The following is a 23465-nucleotide window of genomic DNA, read 5'->3' as shown; positions in this document are numbered from 1 at the left end:
TGCCCGGGTGCCGAAACCCCGACTTCTCCCCGGACCCTGTCCCCTCTGCGGTGGTCTCGCTGGGCTGCGAACGGACGACGCGTGGCACTGCGCGCTCTGCGGCTGGCGCTACGGGGACTCCCCCGACCCCGATCTGCCGTTCCCGCGGATCGACGTCGTGTACTACCTCCGCTACGACAACCGCGTGAAGATCGGCACGAGCAGACAGCCGCGGCGCCGTCTCGCGAGCATCCGTCACGACGAGCTCCTCGCCTTCGAGCACGGCGATCGGGTGCGCGAACAGCAGCGGCATCGGCAGTTCGCCTCCGCTCGCGAAGGCGGTGAGTGGTTCACCCTGACACCGGAGATCCGCGCCCACATCGCGGCGCTGCAGCGGCACGGCGACCCCTGGCATCAATACGCGCGCTGGCTCAGCGCCGCGCTCCGAGGGTGAACGCGCCTATCACTGCGCACAGGATCGCACCAGGGGATCCCCCGCTGCGCCGGCAGGAGGCAGACTCACCTGTGAACGGGCGCACCCGGCGCCCCGCGTGAGAGGACCGGACATGAACGGACGAGAGAACATCCCCGCCGACGACGTCAGCGCGCAGGATCCGCTCGCCGGAGACGGGAGCGGCGACCCGAACAGCGACCGCCAGTTCCTGCAGGACCTGCCTCCCGCACAGGTCGACACCGAGCAGCAGCAAGAGCATCAGGCCGAGTCCGACGACGAGGCCTAGTCCGCGCGGACGACGAGGGGCGACCGGATCGATATCCGGTCGCCCCTCGTCGTGTGCGGGTCACGCGGTCGCAGCCCGTCCGCGGGTGCTCTGCGGCTGCGGCTGCGAGAACAGCACGACGACGATGACGGCAGCACCCACCACGACGTGCGGCAGCCAGACGTTCAGCGCCTCGCCTGCGAACCCGAACAGCCACGGCGACAGCGCGAGGAAGAGGCTGGCGACGATGTCGAAGACGAGGTGCACGGGCATGGGGATCAGACCGAACGGACCCCATTCGTACTTCGTGAAGAGGCTGTAGACGATGAGGCCCACGCCGAGCACGATCGGGATGACGACCGGGGCTCCGCCCATACCGGCGAAGCCGAACAGCCAGGGCGCGGCGATCAGAGCGATCCCGACGACGTAGTCGAGAATTCCGTGGACCTTGGTCGGGATGAAACGCATGATTCCTCCTTGGGTGCCGCCGGCGGCGACTCATCAGAAGGTTCGGAGCCCTGCGCCCATCGGATGGGAGGCGGCTGCCGGGTCAGCTCTGCGCCCATCCGTACCGCCGCTGGAGCGCTGCCGCGACCCGTGCGTACCGGCCACGATCCAGGGCCGCCGCCTCACGGCGCAGACCACGCTCATGGACGCTGTAGAGCTGTTCGATGTCCACCCACGATTCGCGGCCCTGCCCGTCCCACTCGCCGCTCCCGATCGAGAGGTAGTCGCGCTCGCCGTCGTGGGGCCTGCTGGTCATCCGTACCGCGTAGACCCGCTCGGAGGACTGCCGCCCGATCACCAGCACCGGCCGGTCCTTGCCTCGGCCGTCGTTCTCCTCGTACGGCACCCAGGTCCAGACGACCTCGCCGGCGTCGGGAGCGCCGTCCCGGTGCGGCGCGTAGGCCACGCGGACGGCCGGCATACGCCCGGGGTCGAGCCGCACGGTCTCGGTACCGCGGACCTGCCCCGGCTCGACTCCGGCGTCCGGCGTCTTCGCGGATCGCCGCTCGCGCTCCTCGGCCGTCCGCAGACGCGCGTCCGGGCGCCGCGGACCGGGAGAGGTCCGCGGCGCCCGGGGGGAGCCCACTGCTCGGCGCAGCAGGTCCGCGAGTGCCTTCAGGATGCCGTTGCTGGTCGTGCCCACACGGTCACCCTAACCGTCGTCACGCGTTCGCGAGAGCGTAGCCCTCCTCGCCGTGCACGACCTGGTCGACACCGGCGATCTCGTCCTCGTTCGTGATGCGGAACCCGATCGTCTTCTGGATCACGAAGCCGATGACCCACGCGACCACGAAGGAGTAGATCAGCACGCCGGCGGCGGCGATCACCTGCACGGCGAGCTGACGGGCGTCGCCACCGACGAAGAGGCCGGTGCCGGTGGCGAAGAAGCCGAGGTACACGGTGCCGATGAGTCCGCCGACGAGGTGGATGCCGACCACGTCGAGCGAGTCGTCGAAGCCGAGGCGGAACTTCAGCTCCACCGCGAGGGCGCAGACGATGCCGGCCACCGCGCCGAGCAGGAGGGACCATCCGGGGGTGAGGTTGGCGCATGCAGGGGTGATCGCCACGAGACCCGCCACCGCGCCGGAGGCGGCGCCGACGGACGTGGGCTTGCCGTCCTTGATGCGCTCGATGAGGATCCAGCCGAGGATCGCGGCCGCGGTCGCACCGAGCGTGTTCAGGCCGATGAGGCCGACGCCGCCCATGTCCTCGGCGAGCCACTCCGCACCGGCGTTGAAGCCGAACCAGCCGAACCACAGCAGTGCGGCGCCGAGCAGCGTCAGCGGCACGTTGTGCGGCTTGAGGATGCCCTTCTGGAAGCCGATGCGCTTGCCGAGCACGAGGGCGAGGGCCAGCGCCGCGGCACCCGCGTTGATGTGCACCGCCGTGCCGCCCGCATAGTCGATCACGCCGATGCCGCTGTCCTCGCCGAACAGGGTCGTGCCGAGGTTCATGATCCAACCGCCGCCCCAGACCCAGGCCGCGACCGGGAAGTAGCCGACCGTGGCGAAGACGCCGGCGAAGATCAGCCAGCTGCCGAACTTCGCCCGATCGGCGATCGCCCCGGAGATCAGGGCGACGGTGATGATCGCGAAGGTGGCGCCGTACGCGACGCTGAGCAGGGCGACGTTCGAGCCCTCACCCGAGGCGAGGCTGGACAGCCCGATGTCCGCGAACGGGTTGCCCGCGAAGGCCGTGGGGCTGTCGACGGCGCTCATGGAGAAGCCGAAGAGAATCCACAGCACGGCGACGAGTCCGATCGAGCCGAAGCTCATCATCATCATGCTGACGACGCTCTTCGCCTTGACGAGACCGCCGTAGAAGAAGGCGACGCCGGGCGTCATGAGCAGCACCAGTGCCGTCGCGGTGATCGCCCACGAGATGTTGCCGGGAGCATCCATAGGAAAACCTCACATCCGAAGTAATTGAGAGCTTCAGTGTGACCATGGGCGATTTCGCCCATGCGTGAGGTTTGTTTCTCCGCTGTTACAGCACGGCTCCGGGTGTGAACATCGCGTTACGCAGGCCTGCAGGCTTACGCAGAATGCGTGAGCGCGTTCAGCCGGGAGATGGCGCGCAGGTACTTCTTGCGGTAGCCGCCGGCGAGCATCTCGTCGGAGAACACGGCGTCGAGCCCGACACCCGTCGCGAGGATCGGGATCTGCGCGTCGTAGACCCGGTCGACGAAGGCCACGAACCGCAACGCCTCCGACTGGTCGGTGAGCTGGCGCACGCCGCGCAGCCCCACGCGGTGCAGCCCGTCGATGAGCCTGATGTAGCGCGAGGGGTGCACCTGGGCGAGATGCCGGATGAGGTCGTCGAACGCATCGTCCGACACAGCGCCGTCCGCCGCGGCCGCCTCGACCGCGGCCTCGTACGCCGCGTCTTCCAGCGCCACGGCGTGACCGTCGATCGCCCGCTGCCGGAAGTCGACGCCGTCGATGCGCAGCGTCTGGAAGCTGTCCGACATCGCGTGGATCTCGCGGAGGAAGTCCTGCGCGGCGAAGCGTCCCTCGCCGAGCGCGTTCGGCGGCGTGTTCGAGGTGGCCGCGAGCCGGGTGCCGGTGGGCACGAGTTCACCCAGAAGGCGCGTCATGACCATCGTGTCGCCCGGATCGTCGAGCTCGAACTCGTCGATGCAGAGCAGATCGGCGCCCTTGAGGAGGTCCACGGTGTTCTTGTAGCCGAGGGCCCCCACCAGAGCGGTGTACTCGATGAACGAGCCGAAGTACTTCCGCCGGGCGGGCATCGCGTGGTAGATCGACGCGAGCAGGTGGGTCTTGCCCACGCCGAAGCCGCCGTCGAGGTAGACCCCGGGCTTCAGTTCCGGCTCCTTCTTCGCCCGACTGAACAGACCGCCCCGCTTGACGGGAGCACCGCGTCCCGCGAAACGCAGCAGCGTCTGCTTCGCCTCCTCCTGCGACGGGTAGGCGGGATCCGCCCGGTAGCTGTCGAACGTGGCGTCGTCGAACTGCGGCGGCGGCACCAGGCTCGCGAGCATCTCGGGTCCGCTGACCGTCGGCGTGCGCTCGGTGAGGTGGACGGTTCCGGTGCGGGTGGTCGGGTCGGTCATCACGGTCCTGAATCAGGCAAGGGCCTGTGTCGAAGTCTTACGGATCGGGTCCCGGGGGCGCGCGGAGGATCTATCGTCGAAGGGACGGATCCACACTACGCCGTCCGCACCGCCCGCTCGCCCGCTCACCGCTACGGAGACCCCATGGCCATCGAGTTCGACTCCTCCTCCCCCAAGTTCGCCGAGTACGCCGAGCCCGGCCGCCTGGTGACGACCGAGTGGCTCGCCGCCCACCTGGGAGAGCCCGGCCTCGTGGTCGTCGAGTCGGACGAGGACGTGCTCCTCTACGAGACGGGCCACATTCCCGGAGCGGTGAAGGTGGACTGGCACACGGAGCTCAACGACCCGGTCGTGCGGGACTACGTCGACGGCGAGGGCTTCGCCGAGCTGCTGAGCCGCAAGGGCATCGCCCGCGACGACACGGTCGTGATCTACGGCGACAAGAACAACTGGTGGGCGGCGTACGCGCTGTGGGTCTTCTCCCTCTTCGGTCACGAGGACGTCCGCCTCCTCGACGGCGGCCGTGATCGCTGGATCGCGGAGGGCCGCGAGCTGACCCGCGAGGCGACGAACCGTCCCGCCACGGAGTACCCGGTAGTGGAGCGGGACGACACGGCCATCCGCGCGTACAAGGAAGACGTGCTCGCGCACCTCGGCAACCCGCTCATCGACGTCCGTTCCCCGGAGGAGTACAGCGGAGAGCGGACCACCGCTCCCGCCTACCCGGAGGAGGGGACTCTACGAGCCGGCCACATCCCCACCGCGCAGAGCGTGCCGTGGGCGAAGGCGGTCGCCGAGGACGGCGGCTTCAAGAGCCGCGCCGAGCTCGACGCCATCTACCGGGACGGCGCCGGGCTGCAGGACGGTGACGACGTCGTGGCCTACTGCCGCATCGGGGAGCGCTCGAGCCACACGTGGTTCGTGCTCAAGCACCTCCTCGGCTTCGAGAACGTCCGCAACTACGACGGCTCGTGGACGGAGTGGGGCAGCGCGGTGCGCGTCCCGATCGTCACGGGCACGGAGCCCGGCACCGTCTGAGGTAGGAGAATGGCGGGGATGAACGCCTCCGCCCTGCCCGAGACCCTCGCCGAGATCCGCGACGGATTCCTGGAGACCCCGGAATCTGATCGCCTGCTGCTGCTCCTGGAGTACGCCGACGAGCTACCCGCCGTTTCCGATGAGGTCGCGGCGCATCCGGAGATGGGCGAGCGCGTCGCGGAATGCCAGTCGCCGGTCTACATCTACGTGGAAGTCCACGACGACGTCGTGACCATGCACGCCACGGCCCCTGAGGAGGCACCGACGACCCGGGGCTTCGCGAGCATCCTCGTCCAGGGCCTCACCGGGCTGACGGCGGACGAGGTGCTGGCGATCCCCGAGGACTACCCGCAGTCGATCGGGCTCACCAAGGCCGTGTCACCGCTGCGGATCGGCGGCATGACCGGCATGCTGATGCGGGCCAAGAACCAGGTCAGGCAGAAGCGCTGAGCCCCTGTGCCGCGAGCCATTCCGAGATGGCCGTGGTCCAGCCCATCTCGTCGTAGTTCCAGAGCTTGGTGTGCCGGGCGACGGTGAAGCGCGGCATGGTGACCAGGTCCGGCCGCGCCTCCTGCAGTGCGTGCGAGGCGTCCGCCGGGACGAAGCCGTCGTCGTCGCTGTGCAGGATGAGAATCGGCGCCCGTAGCTCATCAGCCCGAGCGACCATGTCCAGACGGTCGAACAGGATGGGCTCGTCCGCACCGCTGAGCTTCGCCGTGAGCGGCAGCTGCAGCGCTCCCATCGCCAGCGCGGGCAGCGGTGCGCGCACCCGGGCGACCTGAGCCTGGAAACGGAGGACCGTGCGCCAGTCGACGACCGGCGACTCCAGGATGATGCCAGCGATGCGATCCCGATGGCCGGAGTTGACCGCAGCCTGCAAGGATACCGCCCCGCCCATGGACCAGCCCATCAGCACGATCCGCTCGGCGCCGTGACGCAGCGCATAGGCGATCCCGGCGTCGACATCGCGCCACTCGGATGCGCCGAGCGCATAGGCGCCCGCCTTGGTCCGCGGCGCCTCGCCGTCGTTGCGGTACGACACGACGAGCGTGGGCAGCCCCGCCGCGTGCATCACCGGCACGGCACGGAGGCACTCGGCGCGGGTCGTGCCGCGACCGTGCACCTGGATGACCCAGGTCGAGGAGTCCCCCGGGAAGAACCACGCGGGGCACGGCCCGGCCGGCGAGCCGATGAGCACGTTCTCCCATCGCAGGTGCAGCTCACTCGGCGACATGTAGTAGCTGCCGCTGAAGGACGCGCCGCGGTCCACCCTGGCACCGGGTTCGATCTTCGTGAGGAGCTTGCGCCGCACCGTCGTGCTGTCCGCGCTGAGAACCGCCCCGAGTTTGACGTAGCCGTACGTGCCCGTGGTGAAGAGGCCGTATCGCCCTGGCAGCTCGGTGTCGAGGGTGCGGCGGAGTTCGATGGTCTGCGCCCCGGTGTCGATCGCGAGGATCTCCGTGTCCTGGACGCGGCTTCGCAACGGGGTGACGACCCGACGCGCCACCGCGATCACGAGGATCCCGACGGTGGCGCCCAGGGCGAGGAGCGCGGGGACAACGATCGCAACGGCGTGCCTGAGACTCTTCATCGCCTTCCGACTCTAGCCTGTTGCCGTGACCGCACACCCCGAGGCCGGGACGCCCTTCGACGCCGCCGTCGCCGAACTGCGCGCGACCGCGTTCCGCGACGACATCGCGGTCCGCGAGATCCCCACGCCGCAGAACCTCGCGCCCTTCGCGATCGCGCTCTCCGCCGACGTCCGCCCGGGCGAGGACGGCGACTCGATATACGGGACCGGACGGTTCATCCTGCTGCACGATCCGGACGAGCCGGACGCCTGGGGAGGCGCCTGGCGCATCGTGATCTTCGCCCAGGCTCCGCTCGAGACCGAGATCGGCACGGATCCGCTGCTCGCCGACGTCACGTGGTCGTGGCTCGTGGACGCCCTGGACTCCCGGGAGGCGATCTACCACTCGCCGTCCGGCACGTCGACGAAGACGCTGTCGAAGGGATTCGGCGGCCTCGCCGACGAGGGAGACGGCGCACAGATAGAATTGCGGGCGTCCTGGACTCCGGAGGGCCCGTTCCGACCGCACGTCGAAGCATGGGCCGAGCTGGTCGGAATGCTGGCGGGGCTTCCGCCGGGTTCCGAGGGCATCGCCGTGATCGGCGCGCGAAAGGCTGTACGTGACTGAATACTCCGTGATCTCCGAAACCGAGGAGTTCCGTGCCGCCTGCGCTGCGCTCGCCGCAGGCACCGGGCCGGTCGCCGTCGATGTCGAGCGGGCGTCCGGCTTCCGCTACTCGCAGCGGGCCTATCTGGTCCAGGTGTTCCGGCGCGAGGCCGGGGTGTTCCTGTTCGACCCGCCCGCGATCGGCGACTTCGCTCCCCTGCAGGAGGCCATCGGCGACGTCGAGTGGGTGCTCCACGCGGCCAGCCAGGACCTCCCGTCGCTGCGCGAGCTGCACCTGGAGCCGAAGGAGATCTTCGACACCGAGCTGGCGTCCCGCCTGCTCGGTCACGACCGTGTGGGTCTGGCCGCCGTCGTCGAGGACACGCTCGGCATCACCCTGAAGAAGGAGCACTCGGCGGCCGACTGGTCGACCCGTCCGCTGCCCGACTCCTGGCTGGACTATGCCGCGCTCGACGTGCTGCACCTCGTCGACGTCCGCGACGCCCTCGTCGCCGAGCTCGAGGAACAGGGCAAGACCGCGTTCGCCGCGCAGGAGTTCGCCGCCACCCTGGCGCGCGCCCCGAAGGCCCCGCGCGAAGACCCCTGGCGGCGGCTGAGCGGGCTCCACCAGGTGCGCGGCGCCCGCAACCTCGCCGTCGCCCGCGCCCTGTGGGAGGCGCGCGAGATGTACGCGCAGCAGCAGGACATCTCGCCCGGGCGCCTCGTTCCGGACCGCTCCCTCGTCGCCGCGGTCCTCGCCAACCCTGCCTCCAAGCAGGCTCTCGCGGGAGTCAAGGAGTTCCAGGGTCGCGCGAGCCGCACCCAGCTCGACCGCTGGTGGCAGGCGATCGTCGACGGCCGTGCCGCAGAGACGCTGCCGCGCGAGCGTGTGCCCAGCGACGCGCTCCCGCCGCCCCGTGCCTGGGGCGACCGCAACCCGGAGGCGGACGCCCGCCTGAAGGCCGCCCGTCCCGCCGTCGAGGCCGTCGCGGAGGAGCTGGGCATGCCCACCGAGAACCTCCTCACGCCCGAGTACCTGCGCCGAGTCGCGTGGGACGGCCCTGGGACGACGGCGGAAGAGATCGGCGCCGCGCTCTCCGCGCTCGGAGCCCGCCCCTGGCAGGTTGAACAGACTGCACAGAAGATCGCCGACGCCTTTGTAGAGGCGGCGCAATCGCCGGACACCACGTCCGCGACCGCTTCGTAGGTTCGATCCAACCGATTCCTCCCGGTTTCCGGCCGTTCATAGACTGAGGCCACCGCACTAACTTGGAGGCAGAGTGGCCGAGATCTCGGACGTCTTCTTCGTCGATGGAGTGCGCACCCCCTTCGGGCGCGCCGGCGAAAAGGGCATGTACTGGAACACCCGCGCGGATGACCTCGCCGTGAAGGCGACCATCGGCCTGATGGAGCGCAACGCGGCCGTACCGGCGGACCGCATCGACGATGTCGCCATCGCCGCGACGAGCCAGACCGGCGACCAGGGGCTCACCCTCGGGCGGTCGGTGGCGATCCTCGCCGGACTCCCCCAGACCGTCCCCGGACTCGCGGTGGAGCGCATGTGCGCCGGCGCGATGACGAGCGTGACGACCATGGGCGCCTCGATCGGCGTGGGCATGTACGATCTCGCCCTGGCGGGCGGTGTCGAGCACATGGGGCACCACCCGATCGGCGCGAACGCCGACCCCAACCCGCGTTTCGTGGCGGAGAAGATGGTCGACCCCGGAGCCCTCAACATGGGCGTCACCGCGGAGCGCATCTTCGACCGCTTCCCGCACCTCACCAAGGAGCGCTCCGACCGCTACGGCATGCGCAGCCAGCAGAAGGTGCAGGCCGCCTATGACGCCGGCAAGATCCAGCCGGATCTCGTGCCGGTCGCGATCAAGGGCGCCGACGGCGCCTGGGGCCTGGCCACCGAGGACGAGGGCCGCCGTCCGCAGACCACGATGGAGGACCTCGCCGGCCTCAAGACGCCGTTCCGTCCGCACGGCCGCGTCACCGCAGGGACGTCCTCGCCGCTCACCGACGGCGCGACGATGTCGCTGCTCGCCGGCGGCGGCGCCGTCAAGGAGCTCGGACTCGCGCCCAAGATGCGCATGGTCTCGTTCGCCTTCGCCGGCGTGCAGCCCGAGATCATGGGCATCGGCCCGATCCCGTCGACCGAGAAGGCGCTCAAGAAGGCCGGTCTCGACATCTCCGACATCGGACTCTTCGAGCTCAACGAGGCGTTCGCCATCCAGGTCATCTCCCTGCTCGACCACTTCGGCATCGACGACGACGACCCCCGCGTGAACCCGTGGGGCGGCGCGATCGCCGTGGGCCACCCGCTGGCCGCATCCGGCGTCCGCCTCATGATCCAGCTCGCGGCGCAGTTCGCCGAGCGCCCCGACGTGCGCTACGGCCTGACGGCGATGTGCGTCGGTCTCGGTCAGGGCGGATCGGTCATCTGGGAGAACCCGCACTACGACGGAAAGAAGAAGAAGTGAGCTACGACGACGTCGACTTCTCGCCCATCCAGGCGCTCACCGAGGGAGAGGTCATCACGCACTCCCCCGTGCGTGACATCCGCCTCGCGTCGGGCAAGGTCCTCGCCCTGATCACGCTGGACAACGGTCGGGACCACACCCGCCCGAACACCCTCGGTCCGGCCACCCTCACCGAACTCGGCGCGACACTCGACGGCCTGAAGAGCCGCGCGGCGGCCGGCGAGATCCAGGCGGTCGGCATCACCGGCAAGCAGTACATCATGGCCGCCGGTGCCGACCTCTCGGACATCAGCAAGGTCGGCTCCCGGGACAACGCGCGTCTGATCGCCCAGCTCGGCCACAAGGTGCTCGGGAAGCTGAGCGAGCTCGGCGTGCCGTCGTTCGCGTTCGTGAACGGACTCGCACTGGGCGGTGGCCTGGAGATCGCGCTGAACTCCACTTACCGCACGGTCGACGCATCGGCGGCGGCCGTGGCGCTCCCCGAGGTCTTCCTCGGCATCATCCCCGGCTGGGGCGGGGCGTACCTGCTGCCGAACCTCATCGGCATCGAGAACGCCCTCGAGGTGGTCATCTCCAACCCCCTCAAGCAGAACCGCATGCTGAAGCCGCAGCAGGCCTTCGACCTCGGCATCTTCGACGCCATCTTCCCCGCTGCGAACTACCTCGAGAACTCGCTCGCCTGGGCGGACGCGGTCCTCGGCGGCAAGAAGGTCGTGCGCAAGAACGAGCCGGGCAAGATCGAGCGGCTCACCAAGTGGCCGATCGCCATCAAGATGGCGCGCGGCATGCTGGAGTCCAAGATCGGCACCGTGCCGAAGTCGCCCTACGCGGCTCTCGAGCTGCTCGACAAGGCGAAGAGCGGCACCAAGGCGGAGGGTTTCGCCCGCGAGGACGAGGCGCTGGCGGAACTGGTGACCGGGGACCAGTTCGCCGCGTCGATGTACGCCTTCGACCTCGTGCAGAAGCGTGCGAAGCGTCCGGTCGGCGCACCGGACAAGCAGCTCGCGAAGAAGGTCACCAAGGTCGGCATCATCGGCGCGGGTCTCATGGCCAGCCAGTTCGCGCTGCTGTTCGTGCGCAATCTCCAGGTGCCGGTGCTGATCACCGACCTGGACCAGGCACGCGTGGACAAGGGCGTCGCCTACATCCACGAGGAGATCGGCAAGCTGGAGGCCAAGGGCCGCGTGGACGCGGACACCGCGAACAAGCTGCGCGGGCTCGTCACTGGCACCACCGACAAGGCTCTCTACGCGGACTGCGACTTCGTGATCGAGGCGGTCTTCGAGGAGGTCGGCGTCAAGCAGCAGGTCTTCGGTGAGATCGAGAAGATCATCGCGGAGGACGCGGTGCTCGCCACGAACACCTCGTCGCTGTCGGTCGAGGAGATCGGCACGAAGCTCGCCCACCCCGAACGGCTCGTCGGCTTCCACTTCTTCAACCCGGTCGCGGTCATGCCGCTGATCGAGATCGTGAAGACGCCGACGACCGCGGACACCGCACTGTCCACCGCATTCGTCGTCGCCAAGAACCTGGGCAAGAACGCGGTGCTCACCGCCGACGCCCCGGGCTTCGTGGTGAACCGCCTGCTCGCGAAGGTCATGGGCGAGGCGGCGCGCGCCGTCTACGAGGGCACTCCGATCGCCGACGTCGAGAAGGCGTTCGCGCCGCTCGGCCTGCCGATGGGGCCCTTCCAGCTCATCGACCTCGTCGGCTGGAAGGTGGCCGCGCACGTGCAGGACACGATGGTGCGCGCATTCCCCGACCGGTTCTACGCCAACGAGAACTTCCACGCCCTCGCCGAGCTCGACCAGGTCGTCGAGAAGGACAAGGGCGGCCGTGTGGTCGGCTGGACGAAGCAGGCCGAGAAGGTCCTGGCGCCCGCCGTCGGCAAGAACCCGGCATCGGCGGCCACGATCCTGCAGCGCGTGCAGGACGGGCTCGCGACCGAGATCAAGCTGATGCTCGACGAGGGCGTGGTCCCGGAGGTCGAGGACATCGACCTGTGCCTCATCCTCGGGGCAGGCTGGCCGTTCATCGACGGTGGGGCCTCGCCGTATCTCGATCGCGAGGGGGCGTCCGAGCGCGCGTTCGGCGGTTCCTTCCACACCCCGCAGATCCGCGGCATCGAAAGCCGCTGATCACGTCTCCGCAGGGGGTCGCGCCGTAGGCGTGGCCCCCTGTGTCGTCCCCGGTGCCGGACGGGCATCCGGCTCGCCGCGGCGCGGCCAGTGCGACAGGGCATGCTCCGCGAGCGCGGTGATGGTCAGGGACGGGTTCACCCCCGGATTTGCGGGCACAGCGGCCCCGTCGACGACGTGCAACCCCGGGTGTCCCCAGACGCGCTGGTACTCGTCCACGACACCCTCCTCCGGTGATCCGGAGATCACGGCTCCGCCGAGGAAGTGTGCCGTGAGCGGGATCCCGAAGACCTCCGGCCACGAACCGCGCGCCTCGGCGGGAACCCCACCCTCGCGCTCCAGACGCGCGGCGATGGCACGGGCCGCGCGATGCGCCTCGGGGAGGTGGCTGGGGTTCGGCGCGCCGTGACCCTGCGCGCTCGTCAGTCTCGTCCGTCCGAAGCGGCGCCGCAGCGACAGCGTGAGCGAGTTGTCGGCGGTCTGCATGACGAGTGCGATGATCCCGCGCTCGCTCCAGCGCCGGAGGGACGCGAGGCGCAGGGCCCGGGCGGGGCGGCGCAGCACCTGGCCCACGAGCGCGACCAGGCGGCCCGGAAGCGCGCGGTCGCCCGGGACCAGCACGGTGGCGAGTGCTCCCATGAGGTTCGACCCCGGACCGTAGCGGACGTTCTCGACATGGGTGCGGTCATCCACGTGGAACGAGGTGGTGATCGCCACGCCCCGCGCCAGCTCCACCCGCTCGGGCACCCGGACGGCGACGGCGCCGTCCAGGGCCTCTGAGTTGGTGCGGGTGAGCCGGCCCACGGCGTCGGAGACGTGCGGCAGCGCGCCGGCGGCCTTCATCCGATGGAGGAGCTGCTGGGTGCCCCAGGTGCCCGCCGCCAGGACGACCTCCCGTGCCGTGACGGTCTGAGGACGCCGTCGGAACCAGGAGCCGCTGCGGCGCGTCGTGACGGAGAATCCGCCGTTCGGGAGCTCCCGCACCTCGGTCACGGTACGCAGCGGCTCGATGACCGCTCCGCGGCGCTCGGCGAGGGCGAGGTAGTTCTTCATCAGGGTGTTCTTGGCACCGACGCGGCAGCCGACCATGCAGTTGCCGCAGAGCGTACAGCCCGTGCGCTCGGGGCCCTCACCGCCGAAGAACGGGTCAGCGACTCGCTCACCGGGTACGCCGAACCACACGCCGACGGGTGCCCGGCGGAAGGTGGCGCCCACCCCGAGGTCCTCGGCGGCACCGGCCATGATCCGCTCGACGGGTCCGTCGTGAGGATAGTGCTCCACCACGCCGAGCATGCGCGTGGCCGTGGCGTAGTGCGGGGCCAGAGCCGCGCTCCAGTCCCGGATCGACGACCACTGCGGGTCGGCGAAGAACGCCGCGCCCGGCTCGTACAGCGTGTTCGCGTAGTTGAGCGACCCGCCGCCGACGCCGGCGCCGGCGAGGATCATCACGTGCGGAAGCCGATGGATGCGCTGCACTCCGAAGCACCGGAGCGCCGGGGCCCAGAGATAGCGACGCACGTCCCAGCTCGTCTTCGCGAAGTCCTCGTCGGCGAATCGTCGCCCGGCCTCGAACACGCGGACGCGGTAGCCCTTCTCGGTGAGCCGGAGTGCGGCGACGGAGCCGCCGAACCCCGACCCGACGATCACGACGTCCTCATCGAACATGTGCGTCCCTCCTCTCCGCGTCGGTCATGACGGTCAGCGCCGCCGCGCGGACCGAGATCGTGCAGGTCTCCTCCCCCACGCGCTCGCCGTCCGCGTAGGCCACGAGACCGGGCGCGGCGACGGTGACCGTGCGCGCCCGGAGGTGGTGCACCTCCGGGCGCGCGAGATGCCTCCCGCGCAGGAGCACGGGGAACAGGCGGACGAGGCGGAGGCGGCCCAGGGGCCCCACGGCGACGACGTCGAGGGTGCCGTCATCCGGAACGGCGCCCACGCAGACCGGCATCCCTCCGCCGTAGCTGGCCGTGTTCCCGACCGCCACCAGAGTGCCGCGGGCGGGGATCGCCGGGCCGTCATCGGCGCGGATCGTGAAGTCGAGCGGACGCAGCCGGACGAGCTCGATGAGCAGCGCGAGGTAGTACCGCAGTGCGCCGGACGGCCAGCGGAGGCGATTGGTGCGATCGCTCACGCGGGCGTCGAACCCCAGCGCCGCCACGGTGAGGAACAGCGACGTGCCCGTCGATGTCCGCACCTCGCCGATGTCGATGGGCCGGGGCAGGCCGGTCAGGGCGAGCTCGACAGCCGCCGCCACGTCCGTGCGCGGCAGCCCGAGCGCTCGCGCCAGGTCGTTCCCGGTGCCGGCGGGGACCACCGTGACCGGGACGCCTGCGGCGCACACCACGTCGAGGATGCCCGAGAGGGTGCCGTCGCCGCCCACCAGGACGAGCCCGTCCGGTGCCGCGTCCAGCGCGAGCATCGCGAGCCGCCTCGTCTCCGCGGGCGACCCTCCGGCGTAGACGCGGACATCCGCGCCCCGCTGTCGCAGGTGATCGAGCGCCTCCTCGGTGGCCCGCTGCCCGCGGCCCTTGCCGGAGAGCGGATTCGACAGCACCGCGATGTGCCCCATCTCAGACGGTCGCCCTCGTCGGGACATCGACGAGCACGGCACCTGGATTCATGATGCCGCGAGGGTCCAGCTCCCGCTTGACGGCGGTGAGGATCCGCACGCCGGTCTCACCGATCTCCTGCGCGAGCCAGGGGGCGTGATCGCGACCCACGGCGTGATGATGGCTGATCGTCCCGCCGTTCGCGAGGATCGCGTCGTTCACCCTGCCCTTCACCTCGGCCCACGCGCCCAACGGTTCGCGTCGCAGTCCGGCGAGCACCGTGAAGTAGAGGGAGGCGCCCGTCGGATACACGTGCGAGACGTGGCACATGACGTACGAACGCGCGTCGACCGCGTCGAAACCGTCCCGCAGCGCCGCCTCGACGGCCTCCTTCAGAGTGCGGAGGTTCGACCAGGTCGTCGCCGTCTCCAGCGTCTCGCAGAACACCCCGGCGTCGAGCAGCGCATCGCGCAGGTAGGGTCCGTCGAATCGTCCCGCCGCCCACTCCTCCGCATCGCCGGTGCCCGCAGAGCGACCGCCCGCCGCGGCGAGGATCGCCGCGGTCCGGTCCCGGCGCGCCGCGGCCTCGTCGCCCTCGAACACCGTCACGACGCTCGCCCCCTTCGCGAGGGCCTTCCCGATCCGGCCGACCTGGGCGAGGCTCACGGCGGTCTCGGCCTCGTCGGAGAGACGGATGACCGTGGGACCCGCCCCCTGCTGCACGACGCGGCGGAGCGCATCGGCACCGCCGGCGAAGTCGGGGAAGGTCCACGACTCGAAGATTCGCACCGTCGGCACCGGGTGCACGCGGACCCGGACCTCGGTGATGACGCCGAAGATCCCCTCGGAGCCGAGGAAGAGGCGGAGGAGATCGGGGCCGGCCGCCGACCCCGGCGCGCGTCCGAGGTCGAGGTCTCCCGTCGGTGTCGCGACCCGGATCCCCGTCACCATCGCCTCGAACCGCCCGTTGCCCGCGGAGTTCTGTCCGGACGACCGTGCAGCCGCGAACCCTCCGATCGTGGCGTACCGGAAGCTCTGCGGGAAGTGGCCCAACTCCAAGCCGTGTGCGGAGAGCTGCGCTTCGGCATCGGGTCCGGTCGTCCCCGCCGCAAGGGTCGCCTCGCCGCTGAGCGTGTCGAGGTGGAGCAGGCCGGAGAGCCGGCGCAGATCCAGGCTGAGCACGGCGCGATGCGGGCCGGGCTCCGGGTCCAGCGCCCCCACGACGCTCGTTCCCCCGCCGAAGGGGATCACGGCGAGCCCCCGCTCCCCCGCCAGAGCGAGACACGCACGGACGGTGTCATGGTCGGCAGGAGACACGACGGCATCGGGCGCATCCTGCTCGAGAGCCCGTCGACGCAGGAGATCGGGCGTGGAACGCCCTCCCGCATGCCGGAGCCGTCCCGCGGTCGAGACGTCGACCGCATCGGCGCCCACGGAATCTTCGAGTGCAGCGACATCGTCCGCCGTCAGCCGGGAGGGCCGGACGCGCACGTCCTCCAGCGCGGGCGGCTGCGGAGGGCGCCGCACGCGGCCCAACAGCAACGGCAGCAGCCCGCGGACGGCGAGCGGGAGATCCTTCGCCCGACTCGGGTCGCCCCACCCGTTCCAGCGCATCTCGGGTCTGTCGGCTCCGCTGCCGTTCCGCTGCTCCATGCGTTACAGTGTGACACATCATGGAAGAACGTCAATCTTCCACTCTTCCCTCGGACTCCCTCGCCCCGGCGTGGGACGCCACGCAGCGGCGCGTGCTCGACGCGGCCGATGAGCTGCTCGTCCGCGGCGGCGTGCACGGGGTGACGATCGCCGCCCTCGCACGGCGTTCCGGCCTCAGCCGGCCCACCATCTACCGGACGTGGCGGGATGCCGACGACGTCGTCCGTTCCGCGCTCCTGCGGCGGGTCGCCGACCTCCTCGTCGGGTTCCCCGAGCGAGCCAACTCGCGAGACGCTCTCGTCGAGGACGTGCTGCGGTTCACCTCGCTGTTCCGCGCCGACCCGGTGTACGCCCATCTCCTCGACGAGGAGCCCGAAGCGTTCACCCGCTACACCCTGCACCGCGTGGGGTCCAGCCAGCGACTCATCCTGCGGTGGCTGTCCGACGCTATCGCGGCCGGCCAGGCCGACGGATCGGTGCGCGGGGGCGCCCCCGGCGAGATCGCCGTCATGCTGCTCCTGATCGCCCAGTCCGCTGTGCTGTCGCACGCGACGGTGGCCGACCTCATCGACGAGCGGGCCTGGGAGCGCGAGCTCCGCGCCGCGCTGGACGGCCACCTGCGGCCATGACCCCTGCCTCGACCGCCCTCCACGCGGGCCGCCGTCGACGCGAACTCGACGCCGCGGCCGATGACATCTGCGACCTCCTCGTCGTCGGCGGAGGGATCACCGGAACGGGCGTGGCCCTGGACGCCGCATCGCGCCGGCTCCGCGTGACCCTGATCGAGGCGGAGGACCTCGCGTTCGGGACGAGCCGGTTCAGCTCGAAACTCGTCCACGGCGGCCTGCGGTATCTCGCGACGGGGGACGTGGCGACGGCACGCGAGAGCGCACGCGAACGGCATCTGCTGATGACGGTGATCGCGCCCCATCTGATCCGTCCGCTCGGACAGCTGCTCCCTTTCGCGCCCGGCGTCAGCGGCCGCCAGCGCGGGGCCGGAGCGGCGGGGATGGCAATGGGTGACCTCCTCCGCCTGCAAGCGCGCACGAGCGGGAAGGTGCTGCCGGGACCGCACGCCGTCGGGACGGCGAGGGCGCTGCGCCTGTTCCCCGCGCTCAACCCTTGGGGCCTCCGCGGCGGCATGGTCACGTATGACGGCCAGCTGTCCGATGACGCCGCCCTCGTCGTGGCCGTCGCCCGGACGGCTGCCGGTCTCGGCGCGCGGATCCTGACCAGGGTGCGCGCCGAGCGGCTGCATGCCGACGGGGCCACGACGACGGACATGCTCACCGGGGAACGCATCGAGATCCGTGCACGGGCGGTCGTCAACGCCACCGGAGTCTGGGCGGCGACTCTGGACGACGGCCTCACGCTACGCCCGAGCCGCGGCACCCACATCGTCCTCGACGCCGCCGACCTCGGGCATCCGACCGCTGCGCTCACCATCCCGCTCGAAGGCTCCATCAGCCGCTACGTGTTCGCCCTGCCGCAGCGCGGTGGGCGTGTCATCGTCGGACTCACCGACGTGGACGCGCCCGGACCCATCCCCTCCGTCGCCGAGCCCACCGACACCGAGATCGACTTCCTCCTGGAGACACTGAACCGCCTGCTCGCGGTGCCGCTGGCGCGGAACCGCGTCCGCGGCGCGTTCGCGGGGCTGCGTCCACTGGTCGACACCGGAGCGGCCGAGACGGCGGACGTCTCCCGCCGGCATCTCGTCCGCACCTCCGAGTCCGGGGTGGTCTCCGTGCTCGGCGGCAAGCTCACGACCTACCGACGCATGGCGGAGGACGCGGTGGATCTGGCGGTGCGACAGCGCGGCCTCCGGGTCGGACCCAGCGGCACCGCGACCCTGCGACTTATCGACGATCCCGCCCCGGACAACGGCTCGCAGGACGCCGTTGCGGACGGCATCGCCCTCTCCCGACCGGTCGTCGAGCACGCTGTCCGGTCGCAGGGCGCTCTCACCGCGGCCGATGTGCTCGATCGTCGCACTCGGATCGGGCTGGTCCCCGACGAACGCGCCAGAGCTCTCCCGACCGTGGAACGGATCGTCGCCGAGACTCTCGCCGACGTCCCCTGACCGACGGAAGCCCGCTCCAGGGAACGTCCGTCAGTGGCGCTCGTGGAGTGGGAGCTCGATCGCTCCGGTCTCCCCGGCGTGGCGCGCCTTCGGGATGCGCGTACCGAGCACCTGCGCCACGACGTCCTGAGCGATCTTCGAGGCCGTGAGACCGGCATCGGCGAGGATCTGGTCGCGCGACGCGTGGTCGACGAACTCGTCGGGAAGACCCAGCTCGTCGACGGCCGTGTCGATGCCCGCCTCGCGGAGCACCTGCCGCACGCGCGTGCCGATGCCGCCCACGCGGATGCCGTCCTCCAGCGTGATCACCAGTCGATGCTGCGCAGCGAGCTCGACGACCGACGGTTGCACGGGGATCGCCCAGCGCGGGTCGATCACAGTGGCGCCGATGCCCTGGGCGCGCAGCCGGTCAGCCACGTCGACGGCAAGGACGGCGAAGGGTCCGATCGCGACGATGAGGACGTCCTCGCCCTCGCCCCGTGCGAGCACGTCCACGCCGTCCTCGAGGCGCTCGAGCGCCGGCAGATCGGCGGAGACATCGCCCTTCGGGAAGCGGATGACGGTCGGAGCGTCCTCGACGGCGACCGCTTCGTCGAGCGCCTCCGTCAGTCGCGCACCATCACGGGGTGCGGCGATGCGGATGTGCGGCACGATCTGCAGCATCGCCAGATCCCACATGCCGTGGTGACTCGGTCCGTCCGGGCCGGTGACACCGGCGCGATCGAGCACGAACGTGACGCCCGCCCGGTGCAACGCGACGTCCATGAGCACCTGGTCGAACGCGCGTCCCATGAACGTGGCGTAGACGGCGACGACCGGGTGCAGCCCGCCGTACGCGAGTCCGGCAGCCGAGGCCACCGCGTGCTGCTCGGCGATGCCGACGTCGTAGACCCGGTCGGGGAAGCGCTCCGCGAAGGGGGCGAGGCCGGTGGGCCGGAGCATGGCGGCGGTGATGGCGATCACGTCCGAGCGTCGCTCCCCGACCTTCACGAGAGCGTCGGAGAAGACATCGGTCCACCCTCGGCCGCCTGAGGACAGGGTCTCCCCCGTCGTCGGATCGATCTTGCCGACCGCGTGGAACTGGTCGGCCTCGTCGTCACGGGCCGGCTGGTAGCCGCGACCCTTCTCGGTGATCGCGTGCACGATGACCGGCGCGCCGTAGGACTTCGCGAGTTCCAGCGTCTCCAGCAGCGCCGGCAGATCGTGACCGTCGACCGGGCCGAGGTACTTGATGTCGAGGTTGGAGTACAGCGCCTCGTTGTTCGTGAACCGCGAGAGGAAGCCGTGCGTGCCGCCGCGCACGCCGCGGAACACTGCGCGTCCCACCGGCCCGAACGCGCGGAAGAGGCGATCGGACTTGTGGTGGAGGTCCTTGTAGGCCGCGGCGGTGCGGACCCGGTTGAGGAAGCGCGACATGCCGCCGATGGTCGGCGCGTACGAGCGGCCGTTGTCGTTCACGACGATGACGAGGTTGCGGTCGTTGTCGTCGGAGATGTTGTTCAGCGCCTCCCATGTCATACCGCCGGTCAGCGCGCCGTCGCCGACGACCGCGACGACGTGTCGGTCCGCCCGGCCGGTGGCGGTGAGTGCCCGCGACACGCCGTCGGCCCAGCTCAGGGAGCTGGAGGCGTGGGACGACTCGACGACGTCGTGCGGGCTCTCCGCGCGCTGCGGGTAGCCCGCAAGCCCCTCCCGGACGCGCAGCTTCGAGAAGTCCTGGCGACCGGTGAGGATCTTGTGGACGTACGACTGGTGGCCGGTGTCGAAGATGAAGGGGTCGTCCGGAGAGGAGAACACGCGGTGCAGGGCGATCGTCAGCTCCACCACGCCGAGGTTCGGCCCGAGGTGACCGCCCGTCTGCGAGACGTTCTCGACGAGGAACGCGCGGATCTCCGAGGCGAGTTCTTCCAGTTGCTCCGGAGAGAGCCGATCAAGATCGCGCGGTCCAGAGATGCTCGGAAGAATGGGCATCTGCGCCTCCTCACAGGCCTCGACGGAGCGTCCGAACGGGTGCGGACGTCTTCCCGATCCTACCGCTCGGAGCCGGGAATCCCCCGAGGGCGGGGGACCCTTGACATGCCGAAGGGGCCCGTGTCGGTGGACACGGGCCCCTTCATCGATGCGCCTCAGACGAGCGAGCGCAGCACGTACTGCAGGATGCCGCCGTTGCGGTAGTAGTCCGCCTCACCGGGGGTGTCGATGCGGACGACCGCGTCGAACTCGACCGGCTGCTTGCCCTCGGGCGAGTGCTCGCTCGGGGTGGCGGTGACCTTGACCGTCTTCGGGGTGACGCCGTTGTTGAGCTCCTCGAGCCCCGTGATCGAGACGATCTCGGTGCCGTCGAGGCCCAGCGACTCCCAGCTCTCGCCGGCGGGGAACTGCAGCGGGACGACGCCCATGCCGATGAGGTTGGAGCGGTGGATGCGCTCGAAGCTCTCCGTGATCACGGCCTTGACGCCCAGGAGGCTGGTGCCCTTGGCCGCCCAGTCGCGCGACGAGCCGGAGCCGTACTCCTTGCCGCCGAACACGACGAGCGGGGTGCCCTGCTCGGCGTAGTTCATGCACGCGTCGTAGATGTACGACTGCGGGCCGTCCGGCTGGGTGAAGTCGCGGGTGTAACCGCCCTCGACGACCTGTCCGTCGTTCACGGCCGAGACCATGAGGTTCTTCAGGCGGATGTTCGCGAAGGTGCCGCGGATCATGACCTCGTGGTTGCCGCGACGCGAGCCGAAGGAGTTGAAGTCCTTGCGGTCGACGCCGTGCTCCGTGAGGTACTGGGCCGCGGGCGTGCCCGGCTTGATGTTTCCGGCGGGCGAGATGTGGTCGGTGGTGACCGAGTCGCCCAGCGTCGCCATGACGCGCGCACCCTCGATGTCCTTCACCGGGGTGAGCTCCATCGTCATGCCGTCGAAGTACGGGGCCTTGCGCACGTAGGTCGAGTCCTCGTCCCACTGGAACGTGTCGTCGTCCGGCGTGGGCAGGTTGCGCCAGCGCTCGTCACCGTCGAACACGGTGGCGTACTGCCTGATGAACTGGTCGCGCGAGATCGACGAGTCGACGATCTCCTGCACCTCGTCCGGCGAGGGCCAGATGTCCTTGAGGAACACGTCGTTGCCGTCCGCGTCCGTGCCGAGCGCGTCGGTCTCGAAGTCGAAGTGCATCGAGCCGGCGAGGGCGTACGCGATGACCAGCGGCGGGCTCGCCAGGTAGTTCATCTTCACGTCCGGGCTGATGCGGCCCTCGAAGTTGCGGTTGCCCGAGAGGACGGCCGTCACGGCGAGGTCGTGCGAGTTGATCGCCTCGGAGACCTCTTCGATCAGCGGACCGGAGTTTCCGATGCAGATGGTGCAGCCGTAGCCGACCGTGTAGAAGCCGAGGCCCTCGAGGTCCTTGTCCAGGCCGGACTTCTCGTAGTAGTCCGTGACGACCTTCGACCCCGGGCCGAGCGTGGTCTTCACCCACGGCTTCTGCTTGAGGCCCTTCTCCCGCGCCTTGCGGGCGAGGAGACCGGCGGCGATCATGACCGACGGGTTGGACGTGTTGGTGCACGACGTGATGGCGGCCAGCGTGACGGCGCCGTTGTCGAGGGTGTACTGCTCGCCCTCGGGAGTCGTGACCGGCACGGGGTTCGACACGTTGGCCGGCGCACCGCTGCTGATGTGCACCGGACGCGTGGTCGGCTCCTCCTCCCCCGGGACCTGTCCGGGGTCGGACGCCGGGAAGGAGTGCTTGGACTCGAGGTCGACGATGTCGTCGCTGGTCGAGGCCGTGGCGTAGTTCAGGATGTCCTGCTCGAACTGCGTCTTCGCCTCGGAGAGGAGGATGCGGTCCTGCGGGCGCTTCGGACCGGCGATGGACGGGACGACCGTGCTGAGGTCGAGCTCCATGTACTCGCTGAAGACGGGCTCGTGAGAGGCGTCGTGCCAGAGCTTCTGCTCCTTGGCGTAGGCCTCGACGAGCGCGACGGCCTCGTCGCTGCGGCCGGTGAGACGCAGGTAGTCGAGGGTGACGTCGTCGATCGGGAAGATCGCGGCGGTCGAGCCGAATTCGGGCGACATGTTGCCGATCGTCGCGCGGTTCGCGAGCGGCACGGAGGCGACGCCCTCGCCGTAGAACTCGACGAACTTGCCGACGACGCCGTGCTTGCGCAGCATGTCGGTGATGGTGAGCACGACGTCGGTCGCCGTCACACCGGCGGGGATCTCACCGGAGAGCTTGAAGCCGACGACGCGCGGGATGAGCATCGACACGGGCTGGCCGAGCATCGCGGCCTCGGCCTCGATGCCGCCGACGCCCCAGCCGAGCACGCCCAGGCCGTTGACCATCGTGGTGTGCGAGTCGGTGCCGACACAGGTGTCGGGGTAGGCCTGGAGGACGCCGCCGTTGGTGCGGTCGTAGATGACCTTCGCGAGGTGCTCGATGTTCACCTGGTGGACGATGCCGGTGCCGGGGGGTACGACCTTGAAGTCCTGGAACGCGGTCTGGCCCCAGCGGAGGAACTGGTACCGCTCGCCGTTGCGCTCGTACTCGATCTCGACGTTGCGCTCGAGCGCGTTCTCGGTGCCGAACAGGTCGGCGATGACGGAGTGGTCGATGACCATCTCGGCCGGCGAGAGCGGGTTGATCTTGTTCGGGTCTCCCCCGAGCGCCGTCACGGCCTCGCGCATGGTGGCGAGGTCGACGATGCAGGGCACACCGGTGAAGTCCTGCATGACCACGCGCGCCGGCGTGAACTGGATCTCGGTGTTGGGCTCCGCGTTGGCGTCCCACGACCCGAGCGCCTCGATCTGCGCCTTCGTGACGTTCGCGCCGTCCTCGGTGCGAAGCAGGTTCTCCAGGAGGACCTTGAGGCTGAAGGGGAGCTTGTCGAAACCGGGCACCGTGTCGATGCGGAAGATCTCGTAGTCGGTGCTGCCGACCGTCAGGGTGCTCTTGGCACCGAAGCTGTTCACCGTGGACACGAATCCGTCTCCTTCTATTCGGATGGGAGCGACAGGCGCCTCCATCTTGCTCGCCGGTGCGGCCGCGCGGCTAGCAAGGGGGACCTAACCAGTCTGCTCCGC

The 23465-nt window shown here is 70.1% G+C and carries 20 protein-coding genes; 10 read left to right on the top strand and 10 right to left on the bottom strand.

Annotated features, from left to right (window positions below):
* The first annotated feature begins 7 nt into the window (after positions 1-7).
* A complete protein-coding gene (locus ACIGJI_RS00865) occupies positions 8-433 on the top strand; it encodes a GIY-YIG nuclease family protein (RefSeq protein ID WP_259963074.1) in 426 nt (141 codons plus the stop codon).
* A 112-nt stretch (positions 434-545) separates the two neighbouring features.
* Positions 546-719: a hypothetical protein gene (locus ACIGJI_RS00860; RefSeq protein ID WP_268776275.1), complete on the top strand. Its 174-nt coding sequence runs from the start codon at positions 546-548 to the stop codon at positions 717-719.
* A gap of 60 nt (positions 720-779) precedes the next feature.
* Here the strand turns inward: ACIGJI_RS00860 and ACIGJI_RS00855 are convergent, their stop codons facing one another.
* From ACIGJI_RS00855 to zapE, 4 genes are all read right to left on the bottom strand, one after another.
* Positions 780-1166: an SPW repeat protein gene (locus tag ACIGJI_RS00855; RefSeq protein WP_187661546.1), complete on the bottom strand. Its 387-nt coding sequence runs from the start codon at positions 1164-1166 to the stop codon at positions 780-782.
* A gap of 82 nt (positions 1167-1248) precedes the next feature.
* Positions 1249-1848 (bottom strand): type II toxin-antitoxin system PemK/MazF family toxin, encoded by a 600-nt coding sequence (locus ACIGJI_RS00850; protein ID WP_187661547.1) that lies wholly within the window; start codon positions 1846-1848, stop codon positions 1249-1251.
* Positions 1849-1867: 19 nt separating this feature from the next.
* On the bottom strand, positions 1868-3106 hold the full coding sequence (locus ACIGJI_RS00845) for an ammonium transporter (RefSeq protein ID WP_025103552.1): 1239 nt from the start codon (positions 3104-3106) through the stop codon (positions 1868-1870).
* Between the two features lie 134 nt (positions 3107-3240).
* Positions 3241-4278, bottom strand: coding sequence for a cell division protein ZapE (zapE, locus tag ACIGJI_RS00840; protein ID WP_259954890.1), 1038 nt, complete (start codon positions 4276-4278; stop codon positions 3241-3243).
* A gap of 144 nt (positions 4279-4422) precedes the next feature.
* Here zapE and ACIGJI_RS00835 point away from each other — a divergent pair, with 144 nt between their 5' ends.
* On the top strand, positions 4423-5316 hold the full coding sequence (locus ACIGJI_RS00835; RefSeq protein ID WP_025103554.1) for a sulfurtransferase: 894 nt from the start codon (positions 4423-4425) through the stop codon (positions 5314-5316).
* Between the two features lie 18 nt (positions 5317-5334).
* Entirely contained in the window at positions 5335-5766 is a 432-nt protein-coding gene (locus tag ACIGJI_RS00830; RefSeq protein ID WP_187661550.1) for a SufE family protein, read from the top strand.
* Here the strand turns inward: ACIGJI_RS00830 and ACIGJI_RS00825 are convergent.
* Entirely contained in the window at positions 5750-6907 is a 1158-nt protein-coding gene (locus tag ACIGJI_RS00825; protein WP_363443831.1) for an alpha/beta fold hydrolase, read from the bottom strand. The genes ACIGJI_RS00830 and ACIGJI_RS00825 overlap by 17 nt on opposite strands.
* 25 nt (positions 6908-6932) lie before the next feature.
* On the opposite strand from ACIGJI_RS00825, the gene ACIGJI_RS00820 reads away from it, so the two are divergent.
* From ACIGJI_RS00820 to ACIGJI_RS00805, 4 genes are all read left to right on the top strand, one after another.
* Complete coding sequence (locus tag ACIGJI_RS00820; protein ID WP_187661552.1) at positions 6933-7514, top strand: DUF3000 domain-containing protein; 582 nt, start codon at positions 6933-6935, stop codon at positions 7512-7514.
* On the top strand, positions 7507-8700 hold the full coding sequence (locus ACIGJI_RS00815; protein ID WP_126893129.1) for an HRDC domain-containing protein: 1194 nt from the start codon (positions 7507-7509) through the stop codon (positions 8698-8700). Before ACIGJI_RS00820 ends, ACIGJI_RS00815 begins: the two co-directional genes overlap by 8 nt.
* A 73-nt stretch (positions 8701-8773) precedes the next feature.
* Positions 8774-9979 (top strand): thiolase family protein, encoded by a 1206-nt coding sequence (locus ACIGJI_RS00810; protein ID WP_363443827.1) that lies wholly within the window; start codon positions 8774-8776, stop codon positions 9977-9979.
* Positions 9976-12117 carry a 3-hydroxyacyl-CoA dehydrogenase NAD-binding domain-containing protein gene (locus tag ACIGJI_RS00805; RefSeq protein ID WP_366243627.1) on the top strand — a complete coding sequence of 714 codons (2142 nt, stop codon included), beginning with the start codon at positions 9976-9978 and terminating at the stop codon, positions 12115-12117. Before ACIGJI_RS00810 ends, ACIGJI_RS00805 begins: the two co-directional genes overlap by 4 nt.
* On the opposite strand, the gene ACIGJI_RS00800 is transcribed toward ACIGJI_RS00805, so the two are convergent.
* Genes ACIGJI_RS00800 through ACIGJI_RS00790 form a run of 3 tightly spaced genes read right to left on the bottom strand, consistent with a single transcriptional unit; the run spans position 12118 to position 16319 of the window.
* On the bottom strand, positions 12118-13782 hold the full coding sequence (locus ACIGJI_RS00800) for a GMC family oxidoreductase (RefSeq protein ID WP_363443821.1): 1665 nt from the start codon (positions 13780-13782) through the stop codon (positions 12118-12120). It abuts the gene before it with no gap.
* Complete coding sequence (locus ACIGJI_RS00795) at positions 13772-14686, bottom strand: YegS/Rv2252/BmrU family lipid kinase (protein WP_363443818.1); 915 nt, start codon at positions 14684-14686, stop codon at positions 13772-13774. The genes ACIGJI_RS00800 and ACIGJI_RS00795 overlap by 11 nt, the downstream gene beginning before the upstream one ends.
* Before the next feature lies 1 nt (position 14687).
* Entirely contained in the window at positions 14688-16319 is a 1632-nt protein-coding gene (locus ACIGJI_RS00790) for an FAD-binding oxidoreductase (protein ID WP_363443815.1), read from the bottom strand.
* A 20-nt stretch (positions 16320-16339) separates the two neighbouring features.
* Between ACIGJI_RS00790 and ACIGJI_RS00785 the strand changes: the two genes are divergently transcribed.
* The gene (locus ACIGJI_RS00785; protein WP_363443812.1) at positions 16340-16948 is read left to right on the top strand and encodes a TetR/AcrR family transcriptional regulator; all 609 of its coding nucleotides are present in this window, start codon (positions 16340-16342) and stop codon (positions 16946-16948) included.
* Complete coding sequence (locus ACIGJI_RS00780; RefSeq protein WP_363443809.1) at positions 16945-18402, top strand: glycerol-3-phosphate dehydrogenase/oxidase; 1458 nt, start codon at positions 16945-16947, stop codon at positions 18400-18402. Before ACIGJI_RS00785 ends, ACIGJI_RS00780 begins: the two co-directional genes overlap by 4 nt.
* Before the next feature lie 30 nt (positions 18403-18432).
* On the opposite strand, the gene dxs is transcribed toward ACIGJI_RS00780, so the two are convergent.
* The gene (dxs, locus tag ACIGJI_RS00775) at positions 18433-20373 is read right to left on the bottom strand and encodes a 1-deoxy-D-xylulose-5-phosphate synthase (protein ID WP_366243623.1); all 1941 of its coding nucleotides are present in this window, start codon (positions 20371-20373) and stop codon (positions 18433-18435) included.
* A gap of 155 nt (positions 20374-20528) precedes the next feature.
* The gene (locus tag ACIGJI_RS00770) at positions 20529-23408 is read right to left on the bottom strand and encodes an aconitate hydratase (protein ID WP_363443803.1); all 2880 of its coding nucleotides are present in this window, start codon (positions 23406-23408) and stop codon (positions 20529-20531) included.
* Positions 23409-23465: the final 57 nt, after the last annotated feature.

Origin of the sequence: Microbacterium sp. NPDC064978 (assembly GCF_044543605.1) — a bacterium.
Classification (GTDB): Bacteria; Actinomycetota; Actinomycetes; order Actinomycetales; family Microbacteriaceae; genus Microbacterium; species Microbacterium meiriae.
The sequence above is the reverse complement of the archived record's forward strand: the minus strand, read 5'-3'. Positions and strand labels throughout refer to the sequence as shown.